The sequence below is a fragment of the Pseudorhodoferax sp. Leaf267 genome, from assembly GCF_001422405.1.
Taxonomy (GTDB): Bacteria; Pseudomonadota; Gammaproteobacteria; order Burkholderiales; family Burkholderiaceae_C; genus Pseudorhodoferax.
Genome location: NZ_LMMV01000012.1, coordinates 675,801 through 702,610 on the forward strand (window position 1 = coordinate 675,801; position 26,810 = coordinate 702,610).

Here is a 26,810-nt window from a genome sequence, read left to right on the forward strand (position 1 = left end):
CATTCCTGAACGAGCCTCCATGACCGCCATCATTCCCCGCGCCACCTACCGTCTTCAACTGCACGAGGAATTCGATCTCGCCGCCGCGCAGGCCATCCTGCCCTATCTGCGCGACCTGGGCGTGAGCCATGTGTACTGCTCGCCGATCACGCGCGCGCGACCCGGCAGCCGACATGGCTACGACGTGGCCGACCCGCGCGAGGTCAACCCCGAACTGGGCGGGCGCGAGGCCTTCGACCGCTTCGCCCAGGCCGCGCGGGCGCTGGGCCTGGGCCTGCTGCTGGACATCGTGCCCAACCACATGGGCGTGATCGGCGCCGACAACCCCTGGTGGTTCGACGTGCTGGAGCATGGCCAGGCCTCGGCCTATGCAGGCTTCTTCGACATCGACTGGACACCTTTCGACGCCGACCTGGCCGGCAAGCTGTTCCTGCCCGTGCTGGGCGAGCCCTATGGCGAAGTCCTGGAGCAGGGCCAGCTGCAGGTGCACTGGGAGGACGGCGGCCGCCTGGTGCTGCGCTACTTCGACCACCGCTTCCCGCTGGACGGTGCGACCTGGGGCGTGGTGCTGCGCCTGGCCGCCGACCAGGCCGAAGATGCCGACACCGCCGAAGGACTGACGCGGCTGGCCGGACAGGCCGATGCGATGCCGGCGCGGGCCGATCTGGGCCCCGCCCGTGCGCGCGAACGCGCGCAGGCCGCCGAGCGCCTGCGCCAGTCTTTCAGCGAACAGGTCGCCGCGCGCAAGGCCACGGCAGGCGCCGTGCAACGCGCCATCGAGCAACTCAACGCCGACACGGACCGCGACACGCTGCACCGGTTGCTGGAGGCACAGGCCTACCGCCTGGGCTTTTGGCGCGTGGCGGCCGACGAGATCAACTACCGCCGCTTTTTCGACATCAACGAGCTGGCGGCCCTGCGCATCGAGGACGAGCAGGTCTTCGAGGCCACCCACGCCCTGGCGCTGGAGCTGACGGCCAGCGGCGTGGTCGACGGCCTGCGCATCGACCACCCCGACGGGCTGCGCGACCCGGCCCAGTACTTCGCGCGTCTGCAGGACGGCCATGCGCGCCGCGTCGGCCAGCGGCGGCCGGGCGAGGCCGCAGCGCACGACGATGCGCTGCCGCTGTACGTCGTGGCCGAGAAGATCACCGCCGCCCATGCCGACCAGCCCGACGACTGGCGCCTGCACGGCACGACTGGCTACCGCTTCGGCGCGCTGCTGAACGGCCTGTTCGTCGACCGCACCCAGGCCGAGCGCATGGAGCGCGTGTGGCGCGGCTTCTCGGGCGTGACCGAGGCCTTCGACGACACGGTCTACGCCGCCAAGCGCGCCGTGGCCATGGGCGCGCTGGGCTCGGAGCTGACGGTGTTGACCACGCGGCTCAAGCGCATCGCGAGTGCCAACCGGCGCACGCGCGACTTCGGCTACAACACCTTGCGCGACGCGATCGCCGAGACCGCGGCCTGCATGCCCGTGTACCGCACCTACGTGGTGGACCGGGCCTCCGACGAGGACCGGCGTTTCGTGGACTGGGCCATCGCCCAGGCGCGCCAGCGCACCGCGATTGCCGACACCAGCGTGTTCGACTTCCTGCGCACCAACCTGCTGGGCGAGCCCGCGCCCGGCAGCGCGCCGGACGCGGCCTTGCCGGTGCTGCGCTTTGCCTGGCGCTTTCAGCAGTTCTGCGCGCCCGTGTCGGCCAAGGGCGTGGAGGACTGCAGCTTCTACCGCTACCTGCGCCTGGTGTCGCTGAACGAGGTGGGCGGCGACCCGGCCACGTTCGGCGTGACCGTGGCGGGCTTTCACGGCGCCAGCGCCGACCGCGCGGCGCGCTGGCCGCACACCATGCTCGCCACGTCCACGCACGACAACAAGCGCAGCGAGGACGTGCGCAACCGCATCGACGTGCTGTCCGAACTGCCCGCGCTGTGGCGCCTGGGGCTCAAGCGCTGGCACCAGCTCACGCGCTCGCTGCAGCGCGAGCTGCCCGAGGGGCCGGCGCCTTCGCGGGCCGACGAGTCGCTGCTCTACCAGACGCTGCTCGGCAGCCTGCCCACGGGCGAGCTGGACGAGGACCAGCTCGCCGAATACCGCGAGCGCATCGTGCAGTACATGACCAAGGCCGCGCGCGAGTCCAAGTCGCGCACCAGCTGGACGCGGCCCGACGCAGCCTACGAGGAGGCCTTGACCGGCTTCGTGCAGGGCGTGCTGGGCCGCCTGTCGCCCAACCCCGTGCTGGCCGACCTGCGCGCGCGCGCGGCCGAGATGGCCTGGTTCGGCGCGCTGAACAGCCTGGCGATGACGGTTATCAAGTACACCTCGCCCGGCGTGCCCGACATGTACCAGGGCAACGAGGTGATCGACCTGAGCCTGGTCGACCCCGACAACCGGCGCCCGGTCGACTACGGTGCGCGCGCGCGGCTGCTGGCCGAGCACCAGGCCCTGCTGGCCCAGCCCGTGGAGCACGACCGCCTGGCCGGCATGGCGCGCATGGCGGCCGACCCGGTGGACGGCCGGCTCAAGCTGTGGGCCACCTGGCGGCTGCTGGCGCTGCGCAGCGAAGACCCGGCGCTGTTCGACGATGGCAGCTACATCCCGCTCAAGACCACGGGCAGGGCCCGCGACCACCTCGTGGCCTATGCACGGCGCACGCGCACCGGGCTGCTGATCGTGGTCGTCGGCCGCCTCTTCGCCCGGCTGCTCAAGCAGACCGACCGCCCGCCGGTCGGCGAAGCCTGCTGGGGCGATGCCAGCGTGGACCTGACGGCCGCGTTCAAGGGCTGGGAGGCCGGCGGCGGCGACATGCTGGCGCTGGACGTGCTGAGCCAGAGCCAGCGCCGCCTGGCCCGCGGCCCGCTGCGTGTGGCCGATGCGTTCCAGATCATGCCGGCCGCGGCGTTCTGGATCGACGGGCGGCTGCCCGCCTCATGACGGCCGCGCCCGGCGTGCCGACAGCTTGAGCAGCAGCCGCTTGAGCGGCTGCTTTTGCCGCTCGGCCCAGTGGCCGGCCAGCAGCACCACCAGCAGCGGCCCCAGCACGATGATGAGGCGCTGCGCGTCCTGTGCCTGCAGACGGTGCGCCATGGCCGCGAAGAACTGCAGCAGCGGGTTGTGGAACAGGTACAGCGCGAACGTGAAGCCGGCCAGGTAGCGCACCGGCGATTCCAGCCAGGCCGGCACCGCCTGCCGCTCGCGCAGCACGCGTCGCGCGCCCACGAAATGCAACGCCACCAGCGCGCCGACCAGGTACTTGCCGAGCAGGTGCTCCGACCAGCCCAGCGCTTCGTTGAGCCCGGGGCCGAACCAGTGCGCGGTCAGCGCGTCCAGCCACGCCTCGGCGTCCAGCAGGCGGTAGGCCAGGTAGGCCGCGAGCGTGGCCACGCACAGCACCAGCGCCGCGCCGGCCGTCAGGCGCTGGGCCAGCGGCGTGCGGTAGGCCCAGACGCCGGCCAGCCACACCGGCAGCAGCAGGGCGATCTTGGGCCCCATGACCAGCGCCACCAACGCCACCGCCAGCGCCCGCCTGCGGCCGGTCAGGTACGTGGCGACGCCGAACAGCAGGTAGTACCAGAACTCGTAGCCGACCGACCAATAGGGCGTGTTGGAGAACGGCTGGATGGAATAGAACCACAGCTCGTTCAGGAACAGCGCGCTGGCCAGCATGCGCGCCACGGGCTGGGAGTATTCGTACAGCGCGAACTCGTACAGGTGCGGCGCCAGCCGCATGCCGATGCCATCGACGAGGGCGGTCAGCAGCAGCGCCGGGATGCAGATGGACCACAGCCGCGACAGGCGCGCGGCCGCGTAGTCCCTGAAATCGTGCTCGCTGCGTGTGGACACGTAGGCGATGACGAAGCCCGACAGCACGAAGAACAGCATCACCGCGTCGTTGCCGAAGATCGAGAAGCGCCACAGCACCGGCAGGCCACCCGTGAAACGGTGGAAGCTGGCATGCAGCACGAACACCGCCAGCGCTGCGAGAAAGCGCAGCAGGTCCAGGTACACCGACAACCCTCGGCTCATCGCAGCCCTGCGTCCGGTGCCACGGCGACGCGCGCGCGGCCCGCCTGCTTGGCCTGGTACAGCGCGGCGTCCGCCGCATGCACCAGCTCTTCGGGCATGCCTTCGGGGTGCGGCACCCGGCTGGCCACGCCGATGCTGACCGTCACCGCGGCGAACGGCGAGGCCGGGTGGGGCAGGGCGGCGGCGGCGATGGCGTCCTCGCAGCGCTGGGCCACGCGCGCGCCGGCCTGCGCGTCGGCGTCGGCTAGCAGCACGGCGAACTCCTCGCCGCCATAGCGCATCAGCCGCTCCACGGGCTGGCGCAGGCAGCCCGACAGGATCTGCGCCACCTGGCGCAGGCAGGCATCGCCCTCGGGATGGCCGAGCTGGTCGTTGTAGCGCTTGAAGTGGTCGATGTCGATCATGAGAAGCGCCAGCGGCTGGCGCTGGCGCAGCCCGCGCGCCCACTCCACGGCCAGGGCCTGGTCGAACTGCCGGCGGTTGGCCACGCCGGTGAGGCCGTCGGTCAGCGACAGGGTTTCCAGCTGGGCGTTCAGCGTCTCCAGTGCGAGCTGCGACTGCTTGGTGGCGGAGATGTCCAGATGCGTGCCAACCACGCGGCGCGGCCGGCCGTGGGCATCGCGCTCCATCACCATGGCGTGGTCCAGCACCCAGATCCAGCGGCCGTCCCGGTGCCGGAAGCGGTGCTCGATGCGGTAGGCCGGCGTCTCGCCGCGCAGGTGCTCGCGCACCACGGCTTCCAGCGCGGGCTGGTCGTCCGGGTGCATCAGCTCGCGCCAGAACGCGGCCGGCAGCGGCTCATGGCGCGGCTCGTAGCCCAGCATCTCCATCTCGCGCGCGTTCGGCGTGACGGTGTCGGTGGCCAGGTCCCACTCCCACAGGCCCAGGTCGGCGCCGCGCAGGCCGAACTCCAACCGGCGCGCGCTTTCGCGTTCGGCCTGGGCGGCGGCCTGTGCGGCGCGCTCGAGCAGGCGGCGCCGGTGCTGGTGCCAGAACAGCCAGGCCGCGCTGGTCGCCGTGCCCAGCGCGAGCAGCAGGGCCTCGAGCAGGGCCTCGGCGCGCCAGGGCTGCAGCACGTCGCTGGTGCGCCGGCTCACGCGCACGACCAGTGCATTGTCCATGCGCAGGTGGGGCGGGGCGATGGTGCGCATGGCCATCAACCGGTGCTCGCCGGTGCCCACCAGCAGCCCGCGCTGCACGCTGCTGGGCTGGCGCGCGTCGACGTGCCGGCGGAACATGGAGCCGGGTTGGTTCAGGTTCAGGCCCGGCGTGGCGTCCTGCAGGGGCGCGCTGACGATGATGGTGCCATCGCCATGCACCATGGTCGCCCGGGCGTCCTGGGCGTAGACGGCCGAGCGCAGCACGGTCTCGAAGTAGTCCGGGTCCAGCGCGGCCACGACCACGCCGGCAAATGCGTCGTCGGCATCGACGATGGCCCGCGCGAGCACGGTGGTGAAGTGGCCCGTGGCGGATTGGAAGGGCGGCGACAGGTACAAAGCCCGGGGGTCGATCGAGGCGCGGGCCGGGGCGATGAAGGCCCGCGTCTGGAAGCTGCTGCCGATGGCGTCGTCGCGGCTGCTGGCGCGCACGGCGCCACGTGCATCGAACACCTGCAGCGCGTAGACGCCCGGCATGGCGTCGGCCAGCAGCTTGAGCCGGGCCGGCAACTGGTCGGCCCGGGCCTGCAGGCCGGCCTGGACCAGCTCGTCGCGCACGCCGGTCAGCGCATTGGCCACGCCTTCGAGCTGGCGCACCAGGTTGTGCTCGATGGCGAGCGTCTGGCCCTGCAGGCGTTCCAGATCCTGCGTGATCAGGCGTTCGCGCTGGCGCCGCAGGTCGTAGGCGGCATAACCCAGCACCGTCAGCCATACCAGGGCCAGCAGCGCCCATTCGCTGATCACGCGGCGGCGCGGCGCGCGGGGCGGTTCGGCAGGGGTGGCAGGATCGACGGTGAACCGCAATGGATGGGCCGGCGGTGGCATGTTGGTGAGGGCGGGCCGGCCAGCAGGCTGCGGCCCGTGCATCCTACCGTCCTGCCGCGTTGCCCCCGGCCCTGGGCGTGACGCCGCGGTGTAACTTTTCTAAAGCCGCAACCAGTCCGGCCCGGTCTCCTCCGCGTCCGTGGCGGCCAGCTCGTCCAGGAAGCTCTTGCACCACCAGTGCACGTCGAACTCGCGGATCTGGGCCATCAGCTCCTGGTGCCGGCGCCGCCGCTCGGCCAGGGGCATCTGCAGTGCGAACTGGATCGCGTCGGCCGTGGCCGTGCTGTCGTAGGGGTTCACGAGCACGGCCTGGGCATGCATCTGCTCGGCAGCACCGGCGAAGCGCGAGAGCACGAGCACACCGGGATCTTCCGGGTCCTGCGCGGCGATGAACTCCTTGGCCACCAGGTTCATGCCGTCGCGCAACGGCGTGACCAGCGCCACGCGCGCGGCGCGGTACAGGCCGGGCAGGCGCTTGCGGGCCATGGTGCGGTGCATGTAGCGCACGGGCATCCAGTCCAGCTCGCCGAAATCGCCGTTCATGGAGCCGGCCAGGCTTTCCAGCTCGCGCAGGATGTCGCCGTAGGCGTTCACGTCCTCGCGGCTGGGTGCGGCGATCTGGATCAGCGTGGCGCTGCGGATGTTGTCCGGGTGCCGGCGCAGCAGCTCACGGAAGGCGCGCAGGCGCTGCGGCAGGCCCTTGGAGTAGTCGAGCCGGTCCACCCCGACCAGCAGCTGGCGGCGCGAGTACTCGTCGCACATGCGGCGGTACATGTCGGTCGCGTCGTGGCCAGTGGCCAGCGCGTCGAACTCGTCCACGTCGATGCCGATCGGGAAGGCCTGCGTGCGCAGTGTGCGGCCGAAGGCGCGCCAGCGCCGGCCGTCGCCGTCGCGGTCCTCGGCGCGCGACTCGGCGGCCGCGTACTGGTTGAAGTGCTGCAGGTCGGCCTTGCTCTGAAAGCCCACCAGGTCATAAGCGAACAGCGCGCGCGCGAGCCAGTCGTGCGCCGGGATGGCGGTGACCATCTGCTGCGGCGGCAGCGGGATGTGCAGGAAGAAGCCGATCTTGTTGCGGCAGCCCAGTGCGCGCAGCTCGCTGGCGAGAGGGATCAGGTGGTAGTCGTGCACCCAGACGATGTCGTCTTCCTTGAGCAGCGGCATGAGCTTTTGCGCGAACAGCTGGTTCACGCGGCGGTAGCCCTCGATGTAGCCGGCCTCGAAGTCGGCCAGGTCGAGCCGGTAGTGGAAGACGGGCCACAGCACGCCGTTGGAATAGCCCAGGTAGTAGGCGTCATGGTCCCACTGCGAGAGGTCGACCGTGGCCAGGGTGACGGGGCCGGCCTGGTGCTGTTGCACCGCAACCGTCTCGGGCGTGGGCCCTTCGCCGTCCAGGATCTTGCCGCTCCAGCCGAACCACATGCCGCCATTGGCCTGCAGGGCGCCCGACAGGGCGACGGCCAGGCCGCCGGCCTCGGTTTTGCGGGGATCGGCAACGCGATTGGAGACACAAACCAGACGGGCCACGCGGTATTCCTTGTTGTTGGAGGTGGAAGGGAAGCGGGAGGCTCAGACAGGGTAGGCGGCGATCCAGTCCAGAAACGCGGCGCGCAGCACGCCAGGGCCGGCCACGCGGTGGTTGGCCAAGGTCGGGCCCTGGCCGACCTTGATGCCGGCCCCGCCCAGGTTCTGTACGACGGAGAAGCCGGGCTCGTCGGTCGTGTCGTCGCCCAGGAACACGGGCCTGCGCCCGGCGAATGGCGGCTCTTCCATGAACGAGGCAATGGCCAGGCCCTTGTTGGCTTGCGAGGACTTGGCCTCGAACACCATCTTGCCGTGCAGCAGGCTCACGCCGGGCGATGCCGCCACGGCCTCCTCCATGGTCTGGCGGCACAGGGCCTCCAGATGCGGCGCCCTGCGGTAGTGCAGCGCCAGCGCACCGCGCTTGGGCTCCACGGCCAGCGCGGGCTGGTCTCGCAACAGCTTGGCGGCTGCGCGCTCCACGGTGTCCAGCGAGGGCGTGGGCAGCAGGACCAGATGGCCGTCCGCGGCGCGGCGCTCACTGCCGTGCACGCCGGCGGCCGGCATGTCCAGCGGATGCAGAAAGGTATCGAGCGCGCTCACGGCCCGGCCCGAGACCACGGCGACGGCGCCGCCCAGCCGCTCGCGCAGCGCCGCCAGCATGGGGACCAGCTCGGGAGGGATCACGATCGCATCGGGCTCCGGCGCCAACTCGACCAGCGTGCCGTCGAAGTCCAGGAACAGTGCGCAGCCGGTGTCCAGCAGACCGTTGAGGTGAAAGTCAGGTGCCTGGGTCATGTGGCTTGGGCTTTTCCTTTGTGGCGGATCTCGAGAACCCCGAACGCCACCACGGCAATGGCCAGTGGCGCGAGGTAGTACAGCACACGATAGGCCAGCAGGGTGCCGATCAAGGTGGCTGGCGCAATTTGCGTGCCCAGCAGCGCCACGAACACGGCCTCCAACACGCCCAGGCCTGCCGGCACGTGGGTCACGACGCCGGCTACGGCCGCCAGCAGCAGCACCGTCAGCACGGTCGGATAGGCCACCTGCTGCTGCAGCAGCACGTAGACGGCACCGGCCATCAGCGACCAGTTCAGGCACGACATGGCCAGCTGCAGCAGCGCCATGCGGCCCGACGCCAGTGTGACGCGGTGCCCGCGAAAATGCAGGCTGCGCCGTTTGGAGAAGGCGCAGGCCAGCACATACCCAACGGCCACGAGGGCCAGCAGGGCGCCAGCGATTTGCAGCACCATGTCGCTGATGTCCCAGTCCGTGGGCAGCGGTAGCGGGAAGAGCAGGAACGCCAGGCCGCCCAGCAAGGCATAGCCCAGCCAGTTGGTCAGCATGCTGAAGGCCATCACGCGCGTGATCGTCAGCTCGCCCAGGCCCAGGCGGCCATACAGCCGGTAACGCGAGGCCACGCCGCCGATCAGCGAGCCCATGTTGAGGTTGAACGCATAGCTGATGAAGGTCACCAGCATCACGGTGGGCGCAGGCAGCTTGTGGCCTGTGGCCTTGCGGCCCAGCAGGTCGAAGGTCGCATACAGCAGATGGCTGGCAAATGCCAGGCCGCCGGCCGCCAGCAGCACGCCCACCGGTAGGGCCAGCATGGTGGCGACGACTGCGTCCCAGTTCAGGGTGCGCGCCTGGTTGAATAGCAGCACGGCCAGCGCCGTAAAGAACGCCGCCCACAGGCCCTTGCGCAGCCAGGGCCACCACGGGCGCGCGGCAAGGCCCTTGGGCGCTGCCGGGGCAGGCGCCATCTCCTGCGGCAGCGCGGGGGCGCTCACTGGGCTGCCCCTTGTGGCGGCGTGGGGCACATCGGCGTCAGCGTGTCGGCGCCGGCGCCGGCAGGCACCAGCTGCGGCACGTGGCGCGGCAGGCCTCCCAGCCAGGCCGGGTAGCGGCGCAGCAAGTGGAACACGAAGTAACTGCGCAGCAGCTGCAGCCGGGTCGGCTCGCCGATCGACTCGCGGTCGATCTGCTTGCAGGCGTGGTCGACCAGGTGGTCCATCTTGGCACGCAAGGTCTGGTTGAACGCGCGGTCGTGGATCAGCACATTGGCCTCCAGGTTCAGCGCCAGGCTCAGCGGATCGAGGTTGCTCGACCCCACCGTGGCCCAGCGGTCGTCCACCAGGGCCACCTTGCCATGCAGCGGGCGCTCGCAATATTCGTAGACCTTCACGCCCGCGCGCACCAGGTGGTGGTAGAGCATCTGCGCGGCGATCTTGACGATGGGCATGTCGGGCTCGCCCTGCAGGATCAGTCGCACCTCGACACCGCGCTGCGCTGCGCGGCGCAGTTCGCGGATCAGCCGGTAGCCGGGGAAGAAGTAGGCATTGGCAATCGTCACGTGCTCGCGTGCGCTGCGGATGGCCAGGCGGTAGTAGCGCTCGATGTCGTTGGTGTGGCGCGTGTTGTCGCGCGTGACCAGCATGCACTGCGCGTCACCGGCCGGCGGCAGGGCCTTGGCGCGCTTGCGCATCAGCGGCCGGTGTCTGAACCAGCGCTTGCCCTGCTGGTGGCGTAGGCCGTCGGCCAGCGCACCGTGGACGAAGCGGTGGATGTCGCCCACCACCGGCCCGCGGATCTGCACCGCGTAGTCCTGCTTGCCCTGCGGGCCGAAGTCGAGCAGGTGGTCGGCCGAGTAGTTGATGCCGCCGACAAAGGCCAGCTTGGCATCGACGACGACGATCTTGCGGTGCATGCGGCGCAGCATGTTGGTGCGCCACTTGAAAATGCGCAGCCCGGGGTCGAACACGTGCACGCGCACACCGGCACGGCACAGCGCGCCGATGTACTCTTCGGAAAGATCGGGCGAGCCGAAGCCGTCGATGGTCAAGTCGATCTGCACACCGCGCTTTGCGGCGGTGAGCAATGCCTCGTTTAACGCCAGGCCTACCTTGTCCTCAAAGAGGATGAAGGTCTCGACGACGACCTCTTGCTCGGCCTGGGCGATGGCCTCAAACACGCGCGGGAAGAACTCCTCGCCGTTTTCCAGCAACTCCAGCTCGTTGCCTGCGGTCCAGCGTGCGTTGTTCATGGTCTTGAGGGCTTCCTGGCGGGTGCTTTTTCGGGACAGACCGAAGGTAGCCCAGGCCTAGGGCCAACCCTGTAGGACAAGGGCGGACGCAGGTGTGTGGCGATGGCGCAACCGGCAGCGCTGCAGCGTCGAGCGCTGGCGCCGGCCCGTGCTGGAACTCAGGCCAGGGCGACCTGCTGCGTGATCCGCAGAAACCGGTCGATGTCTGCCACGCCATGGCAATGCAGCGGCGACACGCGCACGGCGCCGGCCAGGCCAAACGAATCCAGCATGCGCTTGGAGTACAGGCTGGTGGCCACGCGCTCGTAGACGATCACGCCGCGCCGTTCGTACTCGCGCACGGCCTGGGCGTACTCCAGGCCGGCTATGCCGATGGCCAGGATCAGGTCGCGCTTGGCCAGGTCCTCGTAGTCCAGGAACACCTGCACGCGCGGTAGCCGGCGCAGGCCTGGCGTGGCATCGCTGCCGTCCAGCAGGCGCGACAGCAAGGCCCGCTCGTGCAGCTCGATCTTCTCGATGCCGCACACGAACAACGTGCGACGATCGCTGCTGTCGGTGAACTGCCCGCCGATCCAGCACACGTAGTCCACGATCTCGGTCACGACTGCGAACTGCCAGGGCGCAGCGCTGCCCAGGTCCCAAAAGTTGGGCTTCTTGCCGGCCAGCTTGTGGTGCGGCAGCACAGCGGCGCGGTCCGACACCCAGGCCATGCCCGAGCCGCGGCAGCCGAAGAACTTGTAGGGCGCGATGTTGATGCCGTCCACCGGCGTCTGCTGCAGGTCGATCAGCCCGTGCGGCGCGTGCTGCACGGCGTCGACCACGATGTAGAGGTCGGGCTTGATGGCGCGCGCGCGGCGCACGATGGCGGCGATGTCGAGCTTGGCGCCCGAGATGTTGGAGGCGTAGATCACGCTCAAGAGCGTGGTGTCGGCATCGACCAGGTTCACGATGGCGTCCACGTCCACGCCGCCCGTGGCCGGATTGGCGGGCGCCACGCGCAGCTCCTTGCCCAGGCGTTGCGCATAGAGCTGCACGGCGTCGAACGAGGAGGGATGCTCCAGCGCGGTGGTCACCAGGTTGGTGCCGGGCACGTTCTCGGCGATCGCCCGCACCATGTCGAACATGGCGCCGGACGCCGTGAGCGCCGCGTACACGCTGCCGCCTTCGGCGTTGAGGATGGTGCGCAGGTCCTGCGTGCCCCGGGCCTGCACTTCCTGCAGGAACACCGCCACTTCGTGGATGCGCTCGGGGTTGTCGGGCACGGCGTCGATGGCGGCGAAGCGCTCGACCGCGGCCTTCAAGCGGAACGAGCCGCCCGCGTTGTCGAAGAACAGGCGTTCGCGGCCCGTCATGTCGTGGTCCACGTGCAGGAAGCGGGCCTTGATCTGCGCCTGCAGCGCGCCGTCGAACAGTTCACCTTTGGAGGCTGTCATGGTTAGGATTGGTGGAGGAAAAGTGTTGGGTGGAGATGCTGCCGATGATGACCTTCAAGCAACTCGAGGCGCTGTACTGGATCGCCGAGCTCGGCAGCTTCGCGCTGGCCGCGCAGAAGCTGCACACCTCGCAGTCGGCTGTGTCCAAGCGCGTGCATGAGCTGGAGCTGGCCTTCGACACCGCGCTGTTCGACCGCACGCAGCGCTCGGCGCGGCTGACCGACAAAGGCGAGGAGATGTTCATGCTGGCCAAGGGCCTGCTGGACCAGCGCAACGCCGCCATCGAGCAATTCGGCCGTGTCGAGGTCATCGAGCGGCGCGTGCGCATCGGCGTGACCGAGCTCACCGCCATGACCTGGCTGCCGCGCTGGGTCGAGCTGATCCAGGTGCATTACCCCAAGGTCAGCCTGGAGCCCGACGTGGACAGCAGCGTGAACCTGCGCGAGAAGGTGCTGGCTGACGAGCTGGACCTGGTCATCGTGCCCGACGCGTTCGCCGACTCGCGCATCCCGACCCGGCCGGTCGGCCAGGTCGAGAGCGCGTGGATATGCAAGCCCGGCCTGGTGGACGCCAGCCGCCGCATCCGGCTGCACGAACTGGCGGAGCACCAGATGCTGCTGCAGGGCTCGCGCTCGGGCACGGGCCTGTTGTACGACAGCTGGATGAAGAACCTGGGCGTGCAGCCCGCCAGGCCCATCGTGGTCCACAACCTGGTGGCGCTGATCGGCCTGACGATCTCGGGCTTGGGCGTTGCCTACCTGCCCAGGCTGGCCGTGGGCCAGATGCTGGCCGATGGCGCGCTGGCGCAGCTGGACGTGGCACCGGCGCTGCCGGTCGTGCCCTACGTGGCCATGTACAAGGGCGAGCACCGCAGTTCCCTGTTGGCGTCCGTCGTCATGCTGGCGCAGGAGTGCTGCGACTTCTCGCGCATGTTCCAGAGTGACTGATCACACGCCGTCGGCGTTCGGCTTCGCGTAGATCGCCTTCACCGGCTCGGTCATCGGGAAGTTGAGGTTGGCGTTGGTCGGCGGGATGGGGCGCGTGAACCACTTGGCGTAGATCTCGTGGATCGCGCCCGAGGTCAGGATGTCGGTCACCGTCTTGTCGACGAGCGCCTTGAAGGCCGGATCTTCCTTGCGGTACATGATGCCGTAGGGCTCCTGGCGCAGCGACTCCTGCGTGAGGATCTTGAAATCGGCCGCGTTGGGCGAAGTGGCGATGAGCCCGGCGAGCTGCACGTCGTCCAGGATGTAGGCGGCGGTGCGGCCCGAGGCCATCATCAGGAAGCCGTCGGCCGTGTCCTTGGCCGCCAGGTCCTGCACCTCGATGTTGCCGCTCTTGCGGTAGCCGCGCAGCAACTGCACGCCCGTGCTGCCCGCCACGGTGGAGACGGTCTTGCCGTTCAGGTCGGCCAGGGTGTTGATGCCCGAATCCTTCTTGACCGCGGCCGTGATGTTGGTGACGAAGTGGCTGGGCGCGAACGCCACCTGCTGCTGGCGCTGCACCGTGTTGGTGGTGGTTGCGCAGTCCAGGTCGACCGAGCCGTTGGTCAGCAGCGGGATGCGGTTGGTGGACGTGAGGATCATGTAACGCACCTCGATCTTGGGCAGGGCCAGCTGGGCCTTCACCGCATCGACGATCTTCAAGCAGATGTCGTTCGTGAAGCCGGTCGGGTCGCCGCTGCCCGTCGGCTTGTATGAGAACGGGATCTGGCTGTCGCGCGCGCCGATGGTGATCACGCCGCTGGACTTGATCTTCGCCAGCGTGTCGGACTGCGCGGCAGCGGCGGTGCAGACGAGGGCGGCGGCAAGGGCGAGCGTCAGGGAGAGGGGGTGCTGCATGGGGGGCCTTCGGTGGGGTGGAGGGGGCAGGCCATGATTCTGGGAGCAAGCCGTTCGTTCTAAAAGCGATTTAAGTTCATCGAATTGCAATCGGAAAAGAGATGAGTGGCGTGCTGGCGGAGTGCGGGCCGTGAAAGATGGTCATATGGCTAGCTAGCTAGATCCAGGCTTAAAATGCGGTTCCCGACCACAGGAGCGCGCCATGAGCACGATTGCCCTCTTCGACGCCAAGAACCGACTGTCTGAATTAATCGACCGCGTGCAGGCGGGCGAGACATTCGCCATCACGCGGCGTGGCAAGGTGGTCGCGAGCCTGGGCCTGCCCCAGACGGCGCAGGCCAGCCAGGCCGCACTGGACGCCGTGGCCCGCGTCCGGTCGAGCCGGCAGGGCGTGAGCCTCGGGCGTCTCAGCAGCAAGGCCTTGATGACCGAAGGCCGCCGCTGATGGCTGGCGTGGTCGTCGATGCGTCGGTCGCCGCTGCCTGGTTCCTGCCCGACGAAGCGACGCTCTTCACCGAAGCGGCGCTGGAGTTGAGTGTGACTTCCGATGTGTGGGTGCCCGCGCTGTGGATGCTCGAGATCGGCAACCTGTTCATCAGCGCCCAGCGCCGCAAGCGCATCACCGCGGTGCAACGCCAGGAGCTGGTACAGGCCGCTGCCGCGCTGCGCCTGCGGGTGGACCGGGAGCCGGTGGACATGGTGGCATTGGACGCGCTGGCCGCGCAGCATGGCCTCACGACCTACGACGCCACCTATCTGGAACTGGCTGTGCGCCGGTCATTGCCACTTGCCACGCTGGACGCGGCCTTGCTGAAGGCGATGTCCAGCGCTGGCGTACCGCCGTTCAAGCCAGCCGATGGAGCGGCGCGACCGAGCATTGTTGGCGCCGCGCGGCCGGGCCTCTAAGCTGCTCGGCAGGCCGTCACGCGGCGGGCAGGGTCATGACGAACCGGCAGCCAGGTCCCGAGGCCGCCGCGGTGAGTCGCAGGCTTCCACCGTGTTGCCGGGCGATTTCGCGTGCGATCGCCAGGCCCAGACCGCTGCCGCTCTGCCCTTCGGCATGGACCAGACGCCCTCGCTCGAAGCGTTCGAACACGCGCGCCCGGTCGGCGCTCTCGACACCCGGGCCGTCGTCTTCCACCGCACACCAGACCTCGTCCCCGCGCACGCCCCATGCCACGTCGATGCGGCTGCCGGACGGGGTGTAGCGCAAGGCGTTGTCGATCAGGTTGTCCACCGCCGTACGCAGCAACGCGCATTCGCCCGAGACCGATACCGCCGGCCCAGGCACCAGCCCCAGGTTGTGCCCGCTGGCCAATGCACGCGGGGCGTGTTCTGCCACACCATCGGCCAGCAACGCGCCCAGGTCGATGCGCCCTGGTGCATGCCCGGCATGGCCGATGGCGCCTTGGGCGTCCAGGCGGGACAGGGTCAGTACCTTGGACAGCACATCTCCGCCGCGTTGGACACTCTGTTGCAGTTGGGCCAGGGCCTGTGCCTGCCGCCCGGGGTCACGCTCTTGCGACAGCACATGCGCCTGCGCGCCAATGGCCGCCAATGGCGTACGCAATTCATGCGCCGCGTCTGCGAAGAAGCGCTGTTCCTGCTGGCGCAGTGCGGCTTCACGTTCGGCATAGGCATCCAACGCCCATGTGATGGGTTGCAACTCGATGCATTCGTTCTCGCCCTGGCCCACGGGTCGTGCATCACCCGCCTGGCGCTGGCCGATGCGCTCGCCCAGCGCCGCCAAGGGCAGCAACCCGCGCCACGCGGCGATCCACAGCGTCAGCAAGACCACCACCGCGTACACGAGCGGCACGAGCAACGCTTGCCACATCAGCTTGCGGTCCAACTGGCTGTAGAAGCTGCGCGTCTGGCCGGCCACCGCCCAGGCGCGGCGATCGGGGCTGTAGGCTGCCATCAGCAGCCAGTCTCCCCGTTGCTGGCGCACGTGCTCTTCCAATGCGCCAGGTGGAATGGGTGCAAAGGTGTGAGGCAGGCCATCAGCGGACAGCAAGGTGCCATCTGCGCGCCAGATCTGCCAGCCGAAATCACGCTCGGTGCTTTTGAATTCGGTGTTGTCCTTGTTCAGTCGCCTGACCTCCCTGGCACCGCAGTGGCGTGCTCCGGCGTCAGACTGGATGCCGCAAAGCCCGCCAAGGCCCCGACCTGCAGCCGCAAGTCACGGTCGATCCCTCCTGTGCCCGGTGCATACACCTGGCTCCATACGGACCATCCGAAGTTCGCTGCCAGCGCGATGAGCACGATGCCGCACTGCCAGACGAACAGGCGGCGGAACAAGGAGGGGTGCAGCAGTTTGCGGATCATGCCGTGCCGATCACGACTTGGGCAGCAGGTAGCCGACGCCCCGCACCGTGCGGATCAAATCCGCCCCCAGTTTGCGGCGCAGTCCGTGGATCTGGAACTCCAGCGCGCCGGCGCTGGGCTCATCCTCGCCAGGCCAGACCCGTTGCACCAGCTGCGCGCGGCGTACCACCCGGCCCGCCTGACGCGCCAGCTCGTACAGGATGGCGTACTCCTTGGGCGTGACGCCCTGCGCCACGCCGTTCACCGCCACGGCCCGCTGCTGCGGGTCGATCGACAGGCTGCCCACCTGCCAGGCGCTCTAGGCCTGGCCCGCGGCCCGCCGCACCGCGACGTGGATGCGGGCCATCAGCTCGGGCAAGAGAAACGGCTTGATCACGTAGTCATCCGCTCCGCCATTCAACGCGCGCAGCCGGTCGTCCAGGGCGTCGCGGGCGGTCATGACGATCACCGGAACGCTGGAGAACTGGCGGCGCAGCTTCTCCAGGAAGACAAAACCCTCGCCATCGGGCAGGTTGATGTCCAGCAAGACGCAATCGAAATCACCACGCTCCGCCGTCTCGAGGCCATCGCACAGTCGACGCACCCACACGGACTCCAGCCCCGCCTGCTCCAGCGCGCGCTGCAAGGCGGCGCCGAGATCGAGGTCGTCCTCGATGAGCAGGATATTCATGGTCGGTTGCGCCTCCTGGGCTCGATGGATCTGCGCTGCATGCTATCCATCATGAAGTGGCATGGCGGGATTCATCGGCATCTGCCGGCGGCAGCCATGAGCGCAATCAGCGGCACGGCCAGCAACCCTTGCATCTGCTTTTCGTTGGGTTGGCCATAAGCGTCCGGGGTGTCGCGCAGGCAATCCGGGATCACGGCGCTGGCCACGCTTCTCGAAAAGCCTTCGGAAGGCGTCGGTGGTGCGTGGCCGATCTGCGCGCGGGCCACGTCGGCCACGCCCGGTGGTTGGCGGCTTGCCGCTCTGGCAGCGGTGGCCAAGGTGGTTGGCGACAGATCCAACGTCCGGCTGTTCGACTCCAAAGGCGGTTGAGGGGGCATCCCCCTCTCGGGCCCGGCGTTTGTCGTCCATGCGGTCTCGGATGTTTGCTCCGGAACAGTCACAGCATTGCCCATGAGCGCCGTGGCGCGGACAACCGCCCGTGGCCGCGCCGTGTGGCGTCGGGCAGGACGCGGTGGCCTTGGCAACGCATCCAGATGGGAGGGCGGCAACAGTTCGGCGTGCATCACAGGGTGAGAGTCAGCATGGAGCGCGCCGGGCTGCGCGGGAATGGTCCGTGACCAAGGCGAGAAAAATGGCCGTAGCAGCACCGCACCTCCGATGAGGTGCACGACCAAGGAGGCCAGCAACCCTGCCATCACCCGGTACGAACCCATCGTCGTCTTACAGCCGCCGCCTTCTGGCCCGCAATGTTCCGCCAGAGATCATCGTTTGCGCGCCAGGTAGCCGGAATATCGGATCTGCTCCACCCCGTCCACGCGGACCACCCGGAGGCTTTGTCCGCCTTGTGCGAGGTTCTGCAGGACCTCTGCCTGGATGTCGGAGACCGGGTTGACGATGAATGTGCCGTTCTCGCCGCCGCTTTTGCCATTGCTGATTTCCAGCAGCAAACGGCCCCGCGTTTCGAACAAGCGAATTCGGTAGTCCCTGGACAGCGCATCGGCGTTGGTCTGCACATAGTCCCCTAGACGGGCGCGCCAGGCATCGGACAGGGGCGCGGGTGCTCCCAACCGCTCGCCGACCAGCATGTCCTGCCCCGCAGCCGAGCCGACCAGAAGGGCGCGGCCTTCGACGGCGCGCAATGTGAACCCGATATCGCCCAGCACCCCCAGATCGAGCGGCACGAGGCCGAGCAGGGCATAGCGCAAGCCAAACCGGTCGTCTGAACGGCGGCGCAGCGCCAGCGTCTGTCCGGCCACCTCGGCCTGGAGCTTGCCGTTGGCAGCATCTTGCGTGATGCGCACCAATCCGGCAGCGGTGCTGTAGTCGCCCAGCAGGCTTTGCGTGTATTGCGGCGTCGAGGCCGTGTCGTCCCACGGCGGGCGTGTCCAGGGTGCTGGGCGGATGCCCGTCTTGGCCTGCAACTGAAGGCTGAGTGCGGCCAGGGCGATACGGTCCACCGCGCGCGTGGCTGTGCTGGAATTGGCCATCACGATCACGCCCAGCTTGTGGTCGGGCACCATGTACATCTGGCTGCGGTGGTACAGCGTGGCTCCCGCATGGTGCGCCACCGGGCCGGCGCCCTGGATGCGATGGGCGTCCAGGGTGCTGAGCATCCACGCCAATCCGACCTGCAAGCCCAGGTCCAGCGGCACTGCCCCGTTCTGGACCTGCAGCATGCTCGCCACCGATTCGGGCCGCAGCACCTGCAGGCCGCTGCTGCGCCCTTGCGCAAACACCATGCTGATGAAGCGCGCCATGTCGGCTACGCTGGTGTTCAGGCCACCGGCAGGCAGGTCGCGCAGCGCAAGCTCTTCGGCAGGCTGGCGCCCTTCATAAGCCTTCGCCATTGGAGGCGATGTCGAAGGCCCGGCTTCAAAAAGCGAGGTCTGCATCCCTAGCGGGCCCAGCACGGATCGCCGCAAATACTGGGCGAAGGGCATACCGGCCTGCGTCTGCACCAGGTGAGCCAACAGGGAGAACCCCAGGTTGGAGTACGAGAACACTTCGCCAGGCCGAAAGGCCAGACCTTCGTCGTTGAGTAGCGCCACAACGGTACCGAGCGGTTCCACGTGCTCGGCGTACATGCCCTTGAGGCGGTCCCTCGGGAGCCCGGCGTGGTGGGTCATCACCTGGCGCGGTGTGATGTGCGCGGCGTGGGCATCGCTGTCGGTCGAACCCATCGCCTCGCTGGCGGGCCCGGCTGGTTGAAATTCCGGCAGGTCGTTCTGCAAGGGCCGGTCCAGGTCGATGCGGCGCTGTTCGGCGAGCTGAAGCACCGCCGTGGCGGTGAACAGCTTGGAGATGGAGCCTGCCCGGTACAGGGTCGATGGCGTCGCGGCAATGTGCTGCTGCACATCGGACTCACCGAATCCCTGGGTCCAGACCACCTGCTGGTCGTCCACCACCGAGATGCTCAAGCCGGGAATCTTGTTGTGCTGCATCTCGAAGGCGATCAATTTCGAGAGGTAGCTGGAGACGGCCGCGGTGTCTCCGGATGGCAGCACGGTGGGGGGAGACGGCGCGCTGGCGCAGCCTGCGACCAGCGCACCGACGAGCGCCACGGTGCAAAAGCGAGATAGAGATCGCTTCAAGTGATTCAAGTGTTTGTCGTGTGGGTGGAGAAGCCCTTGCATTGAACACAAAGAGGCTTTGGATTGCCTTTGATGCGGCCCCTACAAATCAAGGTGATTGCTGCCTTGCTTCTCCTTGATCAACCGCATCGACTGCAGGTCTGCAAAGAGCGCGATCAATGGCGCAGCTCAACGCCCCTGAAAGCTGCGCGGCGACTGCCCCATCGCCGCCTTGAACATGGCCGAGAAAGCGCTGTCGCTGGCGTAGCCGCTGGCCGCCGCCACCTCGCTCACGGGCGCGCCACCGGCCAGCAACGGCAGTGCATGGGCCAGCGCCACCTGCTGGCGCCACTGCTGGTAGCCCATGCCCAGCTCGTCACGGAAGAGCCGCGCGGCCGTGCGTTCGCTGGCGCCCACGCCGGCTGCCCACTCCGCCAAGGTGGCGCGCTCGCCCGGCGCGCGCAGCACGGCATCACACAGCGCGCGCAATCGCTTGTCGCCGTGCTGGGCATGCGGCAACGGCACGGCCAGGGCCTGTACGTCGGCCTGGGCGATTTCGTCCAGCACCAGCCGGGTCAGCAACTGCTCGCGCGCCGCGTCGGGGCCGGCGTCCAGAGCGCGCACCAGCTCGCGCAGCAGCGGCGAGACCACCAGCATGCGCGAGCCGTCCCAGCCCGGCGGGGTCACGCTGGCGTCCATGTACAGCGTGCGGAACTCAGCCGTCTTGAGCACGTCGATGCAGTGCAGCGCGCCGGGCGCGATCCACACCGCGCGCGAGGGCGGCACGATGTAGGTGACCTCGTCGCGCGCGTCCTCGTGCTGCACGGCGCTCACGCGCACGATGCCGGTCGCGCAGTACGCCAGCTGCGCCCAGGCGTGGCGGTGCGGGTCGAAGTGCGTGTCGGTGGGCATGCTGCGCGCGCGCACGCGCACCGGGCGCGCGGCGCTGGGCGTGAAGGGGTCGGTTTCGCCCAGCGGGGTGGAGATCGGGTGGCGCGTGGCGGGCATGGCGGGTATTCGACGAATCATGGCGCATCCGTGCATTCCGGAAAGGCGGTGCCGATACTACGATGCGCGCCATGACAAATACAACAGCTCCAACGCCCGCAGGCGGCGTGCCCCTGCGTCAGGACGCCGGCGTGATCGGCCTCGTAGGCATCGCGCACATGGTCAGCCACTTCAGCCAGCTGCTGCTGGCGCCGCTGTTCCCCTGGCTCAAGGACGCGTTCAACGTCAGCTATGCGGAACTCGGTTTCCTGATGACGCTGTTCTTCGTGACCTCCTGCGTGGTGCAGGCGACCTCGGGCTTCGTGGTGGACCGCTTCGGCCCGCGGCCCGTCCTGTTCGGTGGGCTGGCGCTGCTAGCAGCGGCGGCGTTCGGCTATGCGGCCAGCACCAGCTACTGGATGCTGGCGATGTTCTCCATCGTGGCGGGCGTGGGCAACGGCGTGTTCCATCCGGTGGACTACACGCTGCTGAACCGCAAGGTCAGCCCCAAGCGCCTGGGCCACGCCTACAGCGTGCACGGCATCACGGGCAGCCTGGGCTGGGCGCTGGCGCCGGCCATGCTCGTGCCGATCACGATCGCCAGTTCCTGGCGTGTGGCGCTGGTCTGCGCGGGCGCGTACGCCGTCGTGGTGCTGGTGGTGCTGCTGGTCAACCGTAGCCAGCTGGCGCTGGGCGCACCGGCGGCCGAGAAGGCGCCTACATCGGGTGCACCAGGGGCCGCGGCCGAGGGCAATTTCGGCTTCCTGCGCATTCCTGCCGTGTGGATGTGCTTCGCGTTCTTCTTTTTCTACGCGATCGCGCTGGGCATCGTGCAGGCCTTCGCGCCGGGCGCCGCGCGCGAGCTACACGCCGTGCTGCTGGCCACGGCAGGGCTGTGCGTGACGGTCTACATGGTCTGCAGCGCGGGCGCCATGGTGCTGGGCGGCTTTCTCGCGGCCGACCCCACGCGCTGCGAGAAGCTGGTGGCCGTCGGCTTCGGCTTCTCGGCCTGCGTGGCGCTGGTGCTGGGCGTGGCCAGCGTGCCGGCCCTGCTGGTGCCGGTCATGTTCGGGCTGATGGGCCTGGGTGCCGGCATCGCCGGGCCGTCGCGCGACATGATCGTCAAGCGCGCCACGCCGCCCAATGCCAGCGGCCGCGTCTACGGCGTGGTGTATTCGGGGCTGGACATCGGCCAGGCGATTGCGCCGCTGATCTTCGGCACGCTGATGGACCACCGGCAGTACAGCGCCATCTTCATCGGCCTGGCACTCGTGCAGGCGGTTCTGATCGGCAGCGCGTTCAACGTGGGCCGCGTGCGGCGCACGGCCCTGGCGCCGATGGCCGCCAGCGCGTGATGCCTGCGCGTTGATTTCGCTCTACCTCTGGGTGGCGGTCGGCGCGGCCGCGGCTGGGTTCGTGCAGGGCCTGTCGGGCTTTGCGTTCAGCATGGTCTCGCTGTCGGTCTGGGCCTGGGCGCTGGACCCGCAGCTCGGCGCCGTGCTCGCCATCTTTGGCGGCTGGGTCGGGCAGGTGATCGCCGCGTTCACGATGCGCCGCCGCGTCGACAAGGGCCTGCTGTGGCCCTTCGTGGCGGGTGGCCTGTGCGGCCTGCCGGTGGGCCTGTGGCTGCTGCCGCTGCTGGACGTGCCGGCTTTCAACGCGGCGCTGGGCCTGGTGCTCGTGGTGTGCTGCCCGGTCATGCTGATGTCGGCCCGACTGCCGCGCGTGCAGCGCGGCGGGCGTGTGGCAGATGCGCTGGCTGGCGCGGCCGGTGGCGTGATGGGCGGCATCGGCGGGCTGTCGGGCGTGGTGCCCACGCTGTGGTGCACCTTGCGCGGCTTCGACCGCGATGCGCAGCGTGCGGTGATCCAGAACTTCAACCTCGCGATGCTGAGCGTGGCGCTGGCGCTGCACGTGGCGGCCGGCCACGTCACGGTGGCCATGCTGCCGCTCTTGGCCATCGTGGCCGCGGCCGTGCTGGTGCCTGTGCTGCTGGGCGCGCGGCTCTATCTCGGCCTGTCGGAACTCGCGTTCCGCAGGCTGGTGCTCAGCCTGCTGACGGTCTCGGGTGTGGCCATCCTGGCGTCGGCACTGCCGGCGCTGCTGCAGCGCTGAGGCGCGTCAGCGCTTCGGCAGCATTCAGGCGGCTGCCAGCGCGTCCACCTGCTGCAGGCTGGCGATGGTCTTCACGCAGGCGTCGGCGGCTTCGGTGCCCTTCACGGCGAAGTGCGCGTGGAAGTACTTGCGGTGCTCCACATGCTCGTGGAAATGGTGCGGCGTGAGGACGGCCGACAGCATGGGCACGCCGGTTTCCAGCTGCAGGCTCATCAGTGTGCTGACGACGGTGTTGGCCACGAACTCATGGCGGTAGATGCCGCCATCGACGACGAGGGCGCAGCAGACCACGGCGGCGTAGCGGCCCGAGACGGCCAAACGCTTGGCGTGCAGCGGGATCTCGAACGCGCCGGGCACGTCGATCACGTCGATGCGCTCGCGCGGCACGCCCTGGCGCTGCATTTCGGCGAGGAAGGCGTCGCGCGCCTGGTGCACGATGTCCGCATGCCACTGCGCCTCGATGAAGGCGATGCGGCGTGCGTCGGTGCCGGCGCGGGAGGTGAGAGGAAGGTCGTTGAGCTGACTCATGGTGTGTCCTTGTGGATCATGAATCAGGGCGCACGAACGCCATGGCCGGCACACATCCTGACCGAATGCATGCGGTTGCGGCGAACGCGCTCTCTTTCATCCGGACTGTGACCGTCGGCTCCGGAATGTCACCGGATCTGCTGACCCTTGCACGCTGCGGTGCAAGGCGCTCGCGGGCTTGTGCGGGTTGCCCCGCCATCACCGCCGGTGGGGAATTGCACCCCGCCCTGAGAACGCTTGTGCGCCGGCCCGTGAAGGCCGGCGCGGGGCGGATTCTAGGTCGGCGCGCTTGACCTTAGGGTGTGGGTGGACGCCTGTGCGACAGGAAGAAGCGCAGCATCTCGGCGCTGGCGTCCACGCCGCCGGGCGCCGTGTAGCTGCCCGCCGCGCTGCCGCCCGACCAGGCGTGGGCGCCGCCATGCAGCTGCCAATACTCGATGGCGGGGCTGCCATCGGCCGCGCGGTGCACGGTGTGTGTGTGGCGCTGGCGGTTCGGCGCCTGGCCTTGCGTGGCCTGGGCGGTGCCTGTCACCTGCTGGGCGCCGCGTGCGGCGTTGACGACGGCTGCGCCGTTGGCATGGTTCACCGTGCTGTCCGCATCGCCATGGAACACGATGACAGGGCGCACGGCCGGGCCGCTCGCCGCGCCGGCCGGCGCGCCACTGCGCATCGCGGCCAGGGCCGAGGGCAGGTCGGCAGCGGCGCCGGCCGCCAGGCCCGAGTGCACCCCCACGGCAGCGAACAGGTCGGGATAGGTGCGGCCCATGATGTCGGCCATGGCGCCGCCGGCCGACAGCCCGGCCACGTAGACACGCGCGGGGTCCACGTCGTGCTCGGCCATCACCTGGCGCGTGAGGCCGGCCAGCAGCGCCGGCTCGCCACGGCCACGCTGCTGGTGCTGGCTCTTGAACCAGTTCCAGCATTTCTGCGCGTTCGCATGCTGGGTCTGCTCGGGGTAGAGCACCAGCACGCCGGCCTCGCGCGCCAGGGTGTTCATGCGCGTGCCCGCGGCGAAGTCGTCCGGTCCCTGCGTGCAGCCGTGCAGCATGAGCACCAGCGGGCGCGGCGCGGTCGTCGCTGTGGTGGTCGGTGGCACGTAGAGCTTGTAGGCGAGCTGGCGGCCCTGGTGCGTGAAGCTGCCGCTGCGCCATTGCTCGGTGGCGCTTGCGGGTGCGGCGCGCGGCGCGGCCGGGGCATCGCCGGCGGCCGGTGCGGCGGGCTCGTCGATCACGCGGGTTTCCGCGTCGATCACGAAGCCGGTGGCGGCGCGCGCGGTTGCAGGGGCTGTGCCTGCTGACGCGGGAGCTGCCTCGCCACGCAGCGCGCGCTGGATCAGCTCGGTGGCGGCCTGCAGGTTGCCGCCTTGGGTGAGGCGCGTGGCCTCGCCGAGCATGTCGTTGAAGAGGGGGTTCATGGTGGGGTTCTCAGGTGATGCGTCCGGCCAGGGCGGCACGGACAGCGGGGCTCGCATGCAGCGCGCCCAGGACGGTGATGGATTCGATGGTGTCCGCCGCAAGCTCGGCAGGAACATCGGGCGCGATGCTGGCCAGCCCCAGCACCCTGATCTGCAGCTTCTCGCCTGCCGCCTGTACCTTGGTGAGGTCTGCCGCCGAGAAGTGCTGTAGTCCGAGCACCAGCATCTTGCGTGCGACCACCTGGCGCAACGCGTCGCCGTGCGTGCCCAGGTGGTTGCGGATGGCGGTGCGGATGAAGTCGCTGCGGTTGGCGTAGAAGCCCTCGGCGACCAGGAGGTCGATCTGCCCGAGGTCGACGTAGCCCAGGTTGATGGTGAGCTTTTCGGACTCGCTGACGCGGGGGAGTGAGGTGGTGGGGGCCATAAAAACATCCTTATGCCATCCATATGGATGGTGGATGGATGTTTTCAAGGGCTGTTGACGTCTTTCTTGTCAGAAACCTGATGCCAGCTGCGGAACGGGCCCACGCAGCGGTGGGCGGCGTTCAGTCTGCCTGCGCAGCCAAGGCGATGGCGCGCGCCCGCGCCACAGTGCGCGCGCGCTCGTGGTGCACCACATACAGCCCAGAGCCCACCAGCAGCGCGATGCCGCACCAGGCCCACAGGTTCGGTACGTCGCCCCACACCACATAGCCCAGCACCACGGCGAACAGCAGGGCCGCGTAGCGGAACGGCGCGGTCAGCGACACCTCGCCCGTGCGCATGCACTGGATGATCAGGAAATAACCGATGGCCAGGAAGACAGCCGCGGCAGCCAGCAGGGCCAGCTCGGCGGCGCCGAAGGGTTGCCAGCCCTGCGCCAGCGACATGGCGCCCGACAGCAGCGTGACGGCAAGCGCGGTCGCCAGCGTGACGACGATGGAGGGGATTGCCGGATCGATGCACCGGGTCATCAGGTCGCGCGTGGCATGCAGCACGGTGCCGCCCAGGCACAGCAGGGCCCAGGCGTTGAAGCCGTCGCTGCGGGGCTGCACCACGCACAGAACGCCGGCAAAGCCCACGGCCACGGCGGCCCAGCGCGCGGCGCCGGGCTGCTCTTTCAGGAACCAGACCGCGAACACCACCATGAACAGAGGTGCGGCCAGGTTGATCGCCGTGGCGTTGGCCAGCGGCAGGTGGAACAGCGACAGCAGATAGATCACCGTGGCGCAGGCATCGACGCACGCGCGCACGGCCACGCGCGGTTGCAGCACCTTGCCCAGTTGCGCGGCGGCGCCCAGCAAGCAGGCCACGCCCAGCACCAGCAGCGTGGCCATGGCGCCGCGCATGAAGATCAGCTGGGCCGAAGGCAGGGTCTGGCTCACGTACTTGACCAGCGCGTCGTTGACGACGAAGCCGGCCATGGCGCCCACCATCATGAGGATGCCGCGGCGGTTGGCGGCTGTTGAGGTGGTGGAGGGTTGCACGGCGCGCGTTATACCGCGCTCTTGTGCCGTTCGATGCAGGTGTCCAGCACTTCGGCGCCGGGGCGCTGCCACCAGTCCAGTTCCGAGAAGATCTCCACTTCAGCGAAGCCCGCGAAGCCGGTCTGCTCGACCCAGCCGCGGATCTTCCTGAGCTCGACCACGCCATCGCCCATCATCCCGCGGTCGTTCAGCAGGTCGCGCGTGGGCGTGAGCCAGTCGCAGACGTGGAAGGCCAGCAGGCGCGACTTCTTCGCGTCGCCCGCGCGGGCGATCTGCTGCTCGAGCTTCGGGTCCCACCAGCAGTGGTACACGTCCATGGCCACGCCCAGCATGCCGGTCTGGCCGGGGTCGAGCTCGTCGCACAGGTCCAGCGCGTGCTCCAGGGTGTTGACGCAGGCGCGCTCGGCCGCCTGCATGGGGTGCAGCGGCTCGATGGCCAGCGGCATGCCGACCTCGCGCGCGTAGTCCAGCGAGGCCGCGATGCCGTCGCGCACTTCGTTGCGGGCGCGGGCGATGTCGGTGTAGGCCGGCTTGCCCTGCAGCGCGCCGGGCAGGGCACCGACCACCAGCACCACGCAGGGCGCATCCAGCATCTTGGCCTCGTCGATGGCGCGGCGGTTGTCGTCCAGCGCGGCGGCCAGGCCGGCCTTGTCGGCGGCTGGGTAGAAGCCGCCGCGGCAGTAGCCGGAGAGGCCCATGCCGTGTGCCTTCAACTGCCTCTGCGTCGCCTCCAGCCCCGCGGCGGCCACCTGGTCGCGCCAGGGGCTGATCGCGCGGATGCCGCGGCGTGCGCACTCGTCGATGATCTGCGGCAGCTGCCATTGCTTGCGCACGGTGGCGGTGTTCATGGAAAGCCACTCGTGGCTGGAGGAGAAATCACGCATGGGA

General features: G+C 69.1%; 25 protein-coding genes, 1 pseudogene and 1 riboswitch. Of the genes and pseudogenes, 6 read left to right on the forward strand and 20 right to left on the reverse strand.

What is annotated here, in order from left to right; genetic code table 11:
- The first annotated feature begins 19 nt into the window (after window positions 1-19).
- Entirely contained in the window at window positions 20-2,935 is a 2,916-nt protein-coding gene (gene treY, locus ASF43_RS14960) for a malto-oligosyltrehalose synthase (RefSeq protein WP_162241808.1), read from the forward strand.
- Here the strand turns inward: treY and ASF43_RS14965 are convergent.
- The 7 genes and pseudogenes from ASF43_RS14965 to ASF43_RS14995 form a co-directional block, all read right to left on the reverse strand.
- Window positions 2,930-4,027 (reverse strand): acyltransferase, encoded by a 1,098-nt coding sequence (locus ASF43_RS14965; RefSeq protein WP_082497867.1) that lies wholly within the window; start codon window positions 4,025-4,027, stop codon window positions 2,930-2,932. The genes treY and ASF43_RS14965 overlap by 6 nt on opposite strands.
- Window positions 4,024-5,928: a diguanylate cyclase gene (locus tag ASF43_RS14970; protein WP_162241809.1), complete on the reverse strand. Its 1,905-nt coding sequence runs from the start codon at window positions 5,926-5,928 to the stop codon at window positions 4,024-4,026. Before ASF43_RS14970 ends, ASF43_RS14965 begins: the two co-directional genes overlap by 4 nt.
- A 180-nt stretch (window positions 5,929-6,108) precedes the next feature.
- Window positions 6,109-7,542 (reverse strand): annotated as a pseudogene (locus tag ASF43_RS14975) (trehalose-6-phosphate synthase); the annotation flags it as partial.
- 33 nt (window positions 7,543-7,575) lie between these two features.
- On the reverse strand, window positions 7,576-8,325 hold the full coding sequence (otsB, locus tag ASF43_RS14980) for a trehalose-phosphatase (RefSeq protein ID WP_056182473.1): 750 nt from the start codon (window positions 8,323-8,325) through the stop codon (window positions 7,576-7,578).
- Window positions 8,322-9,317, reverse strand: a complete 996-nt coding sequence (locus ASF43_RS14985; RefSeq protein WP_369803269.1) for a lysylphosphatidylglycerol synthase domain-containing protein — start codon at window positions 9,315-9,317, stop codon at window positions 8,322-8,324. Before ASF43_RS14985 ends, otsB begins: the two co-directional genes overlap by 4 nt.
- The gene (clsB, locus tag ASF43_RS14990; RefSeq protein WP_056182476.1) at window positions 9,314-10,570 is read right to left on the reverse strand and encodes a cardiolipin synthase ClsB; all 1,257 of its coding nucleotides are present in this window, start codon (window positions 10,568-10,570) and stop codon (window positions 9,314-9,316) included. Before clsB ends, ASF43_RS14985 begins: the two co-directional genes overlap by 4 nt.
- 158 nt (window positions 10,571-10,728) lie before the next feature.
- Window positions 10,729-12,003 (reverse strand): aminotransferase class V-fold PLP-dependent enzyme, encoded by a 1,275-nt coding sequence (locus ASF43_RS14995; RefSeq protein ID WP_056182478.1) that lies wholly within the window; start codon window positions 12,001-12,003, stop codon window positions 10,729-10,731.
- Window positions 12,004-12,050: 47 nt separating this feature from the next.
- Here ASF43_RS14995 and ASF43_RS15000 point away from each other — a divergent pair, with 47 nt between their 5' ends.
- Window positions 12,051-12,950 (forward strand): LysR family transcriptional regulator, encoded by a 900-nt coding sequence (locus ASF43_RS15000; protein ID WP_056183439.1) that lies wholly within the window; start codon window positions 12,051-12,053, stop codon window positions 12,948-12,950.
- Here the strand turns inward: ASF43_RS15000 and ASF43_RS15005 are convergent, their stop codons facing one another.
- Window positions 12,951-13,844 (reverse strand): amino acid ABC transporter substrate-binding protein, encoded by an 894-nt coding sequence (locus ASF43_RS15005; RefSeq protein WP_056182481.1) that lies wholly within the window; start codon window positions 13,842-13,844, stop codon window positions 12,951-12,953. It abuts the gene before it with no gap.
- A 202-nt stretch (window positions 13,845-14,046) separates the two neighbouring features.
- Between ASF43_RS15005 and ASF43_RS15010 the strand changes: the two genes are divergently transcribed.
- Complete coding sequence (locus tag ASF43_RS15010) at window positions 14,047-14,289, forward strand: type II toxin-antitoxin system Phd/YefM family antitoxin (protein WP_056182484.1); 243 nt, start codon at window positions 14,047-14,049, stop codon at window positions 14,287-14,289.
- Window positions 14,289-14,750 (forward strand): type II toxin-antitoxin system VapC family toxin, encoded by a 462-nt coding sequence (locus ASF43_RS15015; RefSeq protein WP_056182487.1) that lies wholly within the window; start codon window positions 14,289-14,291, stop codon window positions 14,748-14,750. The genes ASF43_RS15010 and ASF43_RS15015 overlap by 1 nt, the downstream gene beginning before the upstream one ends.
- A 16-nt stretch (window positions 14,751-14,766) precedes the next feature.
- Here ASF43_RS15015 and ASF43_RS15020 read toward each other — a convergent pair whose 3' ends face one another.
- From ASF43_RS15020 to ASF43_RS15045, 7 genes are all read right to left on the reverse strand, one after another.
- Window positions 14,767-15,765, reverse strand: a complete 999-nt coding sequence (locus ASF43_RS15020) for a HAMP domain-containing sensor histidine kinase (RefSeq protein ID WP_156373323.1) — start codon at window positions 15,763-15,765, stop codon at window positions 14,767-14,769.
- 167 nt (window positions 15,766-15,932) lie between these two features.
- Window positions 15,933-16,172 (reverse strand): hypothetical protein, encoded by a 240-nt coding sequence (locus ASF43_RS15025; protein ID WP_056182493.1) that lies wholly within the window; start codon window positions 16,170-16,172, stop codon window positions 15,933-15,935.
- Window positions 16,173-16,182: 10 nt separating this feature from the next.
- Window positions 16,183-16,458 (reverse strand): winged helix-turn-helix domain-containing protein, encoded by a 276-nt coding sequence (locus tag ASF43_RS32285; RefSeq protein ID WP_369803270.1) that lies wholly within the window; start codon window positions 16,456-16,458, stop codon window positions 16,183-16,185.
- A 12-nt stretch (window positions 16,459-16,470) separates the two neighbouring features.
- Window positions 16,471-16,842, reverse strand: a complete 372-nt coding sequence (locus ASF43_RS32290; RefSeq protein ID WP_369803271.1) for a response regulator — start codon at window positions 16,840-16,842, stop codon at window positions 16,471-16,473.
- A gap of 71 nt (window positions 16,843-16,913) precedes the next feature.
- Window positions 16,914-17,159 (reverse strand): hypothetical protein, encoded by a 246-nt coding sequence (locus ASF43_RS15035; protein ID WP_162241811.1) that lies wholly within the window; start codon window positions 17,157-17,159, stop codon window positions 16,914-16,916.
- A 444-nt stretch (window positions 17,160-17,603) separates the two neighbouring features.
- Window positions 17,604-19,442, reverse strand: a complete 1,839-nt coding sequence (locus ASF43_RS15040; protein WP_162241812.1) for a serine hydrolase — start codon at window positions 19,440-19,442, stop codon at window positions 17,604-17,606.
- 159 nt (window positions 19,443-19,601) lie between these two features.
- Window positions 19,602-20,420 (reverse strand): helix-turn-helix domain-containing protein, encoded by an 819-nt coding sequence (locus ASF43_RS15045; protein WP_082497870.1) that lies wholly within the window; start codon window positions 20,418-20,420, stop codon window positions 19,602-19,604.
- 71 nt (window positions 20,421-20,491) lie between these two features.
- Between ASF43_RS15045 and ASF43_RS15050 the strand changes: the two genes are divergently transcribed.
- Both ASF43_RS15050 and ASF43_RS15055 read left to right on the forward strand, forming a co-directional pair.
- Window positions 20,492-21,754 (forward strand): MFS transporter, encoded by a 1,263-nt coding sequence (locus ASF43_RS15050; RefSeq protein ID WP_056183443.1) that lies wholly within the window; start codon window positions 20,492-20,494, stop codon window positions 21,752-21,754.
- Window positions 21,755-21,764: 10 nt separating this feature from the next.
- Window positions 21,765-22,514, forward strand: a complete 750-nt coding sequence (locus tag ASF43_RS15055; protein ID WP_056182502.1) for a sulfite exporter TauE/SafE family protein — start codon at window positions 21,765-21,767, stop codon at window positions 22,512-22,514.
- A 24-nt stretch (window positions 22,515-22,538) separates the two neighbouring features.
- Here ASF43_RS15055 and ASF43_RS15060 read toward each other — a convergent pair whose 3' ends face one another.
- From ASF43_RS15060 to ASF43_RS15080, 5 genes are all read right to left on the reverse strand, one after another.
- Window positions 22,539-23,042: a 6,7-dimethyl-8-ribityllumazine synthase gene (locus ASF43_RS15060; protein WP_056182504.1), complete on the reverse strand. Its 504-nt coding sequence runs from the start codon at window positions 23,040-23,042 to the stop codon at window positions 22,539-22,541.
- An 84-nt stretch (window positions 23,043-23,126) separates the two neighbouring features.
- A riboswitch (FMN riboswitch) is annotated at window positions 23,127-23,281 on the reverse strand.
- Between the two features lie 56 nt (window positions 23,282-23,337).
- Entirely contained in the window at window positions 23,338-24,456 is a 1,119-nt protein-coding gene (locus ASF43_RS15065; RefSeq protein WP_056182507.1) for a PHB depolymerase family esterase, read from the reverse strand.
- Window positions 24,457-24,466: 10 nt separating this feature from the next.
- A complete protein-coding gene (locus ASF43_RS15070) occupies window positions 24,467-24,880 on the reverse strand; it encodes a hypothetical protein (RefSeq protein WP_056182509.1) in 414 nt (137 codons plus the stop codon).
- A 121-nt stretch (window positions 24,881-25,001) separates the two neighbouring features.
- Window positions 25,002-25,922, reverse strand: coding sequence for a DMT family transporter (locus tag ASF43_RS15075; protein WP_156373324.1), 921 nt, complete (start codon window positions 25,920-25,922; stop codon window positions 25,002-25,004).
- 8 nt (window positions 25,923-25,930) lie between these two features.
- Window positions 25,931-26,806, reverse strand: a complete 876-nt coding sequence (locus tag ASF43_RS15080; RefSeq protein ID WP_056182516.1) for a sugar phosphate isomerase/epimerase — start codon at window positions 26,804-26,806, stop codon at window positions 25,931-25,933.
- Window positions 26,807-26,810: the final 4 nt, after the last annotated feature.

Coding starts and splice junctions, on each gene's coding strand:
- treY (WP_162241808.1), top strand. CDS start 20: ATGACCGCCATCATTCCCCGCGCCACCTACCGTCTTCAACTGCACGAG.
- ASF43_RS14965 (WP_082497867.1), bottom strand. CDS start 4,027: ATGAGCCGAGGGTTGTCGGTGTACCTGGACCTGCTGCGCTTTCTCGCA.
- otsB (WP_056182473.1), bottom strand. CDS start 8,325: ATGACCCAGGCACCTGACTTTCACCTCAACGGTCTGCTGGACACCGGC.
- clsB (WP_056182476.1), bottom strand. CDS start 10,570: ATGAACAACGCACGCTGGACCGCAGGCAACGAGCTGGAGTTGCTGGAA.
- ASF43_RS14995 (WP_056182478.1), bottom strand. CDS start 12,003: ATGACAGCCTCCAAAGGTGAACTGTTCGACGGCGCGCTGCAGGCGCAG.
- ASF43_RS15000 (WP_056183439.1), top strand. CDS start 12,051: ATGACCTTCAAGCAACTCGAGGCGCTGTACTGGATCGCCGAGCTCGGC.
- ASF43_RS15005 (WP_056182481.1), bottom strand. CDS start 13,844: ATGCAGCACCCCCTCTCCCTGACGCTCGCCCTTGCCGCCGCCCTCGTC.
- ASF43_RS15010 (WP_056182484.1), top strand. CDS start 14,047: ATGAGCACGATTGCCCTCTTCGACGCCAAGAACCGACTGTCTGAATTA.
- ASF43_RS15015 (WP_056182487.1), top strand. CDS start 14,289: ATGGCTGGCGTGGTCGTCGATGCGTCGGTCGCCGCTGCCTGGTTCCTG.
- ASF43_RS15020 (WP_156373323.1), bottom strand. CDS start 15,765: ATGGCAGCCTACAGCCCCGATCGCCGCGCCTGGGCGGTGGCCGGCCAG.
- ASF43_RS15025 (WP_056182493.1), bottom strand. CDS start 16,172: ATGATCCGCAAACTGCTGCACCCCTCCTTGTTCCGCCGCCTGTTCGTC.
- ASF43_RS32290 (WP_369803271.1), bottom strand. CDS start 16,842: ATGAATATCCTGCTCATCGAGGACGACCTCGATCTCGGCGCCGCCTTG.
- ASF43_RS15045 (WP_082497870.1), bottom strand. CDS start 20,420: ATGCCCGCCACGCGCCACCCGATCTCCACCCCGCTGGGCGAAACCGAC.
- ASF43_RS15050 (WP_056183443.1), top strand. CDS start 20,492: ATGACAAATACAACAGCTCCAACGCCCGCAGGCGGCGTGCCCCTGCGT.
- ASF43_RS15060 (WP_056182504.1), bottom strand. CDS start 23,042: ATGAGTCAGCTCAACGACCTTCCTCTCACCTCCCGCGCCGGCACCGAC.
- ASF43_RS15065 (WP_056182507.1), bottom strand. CDS start 24,456: ATGAACCCCCTCTTCAACGACATGCTCGGCGAGGCCACGCGCCTCACC.
- ASF43_RS15070 (WP_056182509.1), bottom strand. CDS start 24,880: ATGGCCCCCACCACCTCACTCCCCCGCGTCAGCGAGTCCGAAAAGCTC.
- ASF43_RS15080 (WP_056182516.1), bottom strand. CDS start 26,806: ATGCGTGATTTCTCCTCCAGCCACGAGTGGCTTTCCATGAACACCGCC.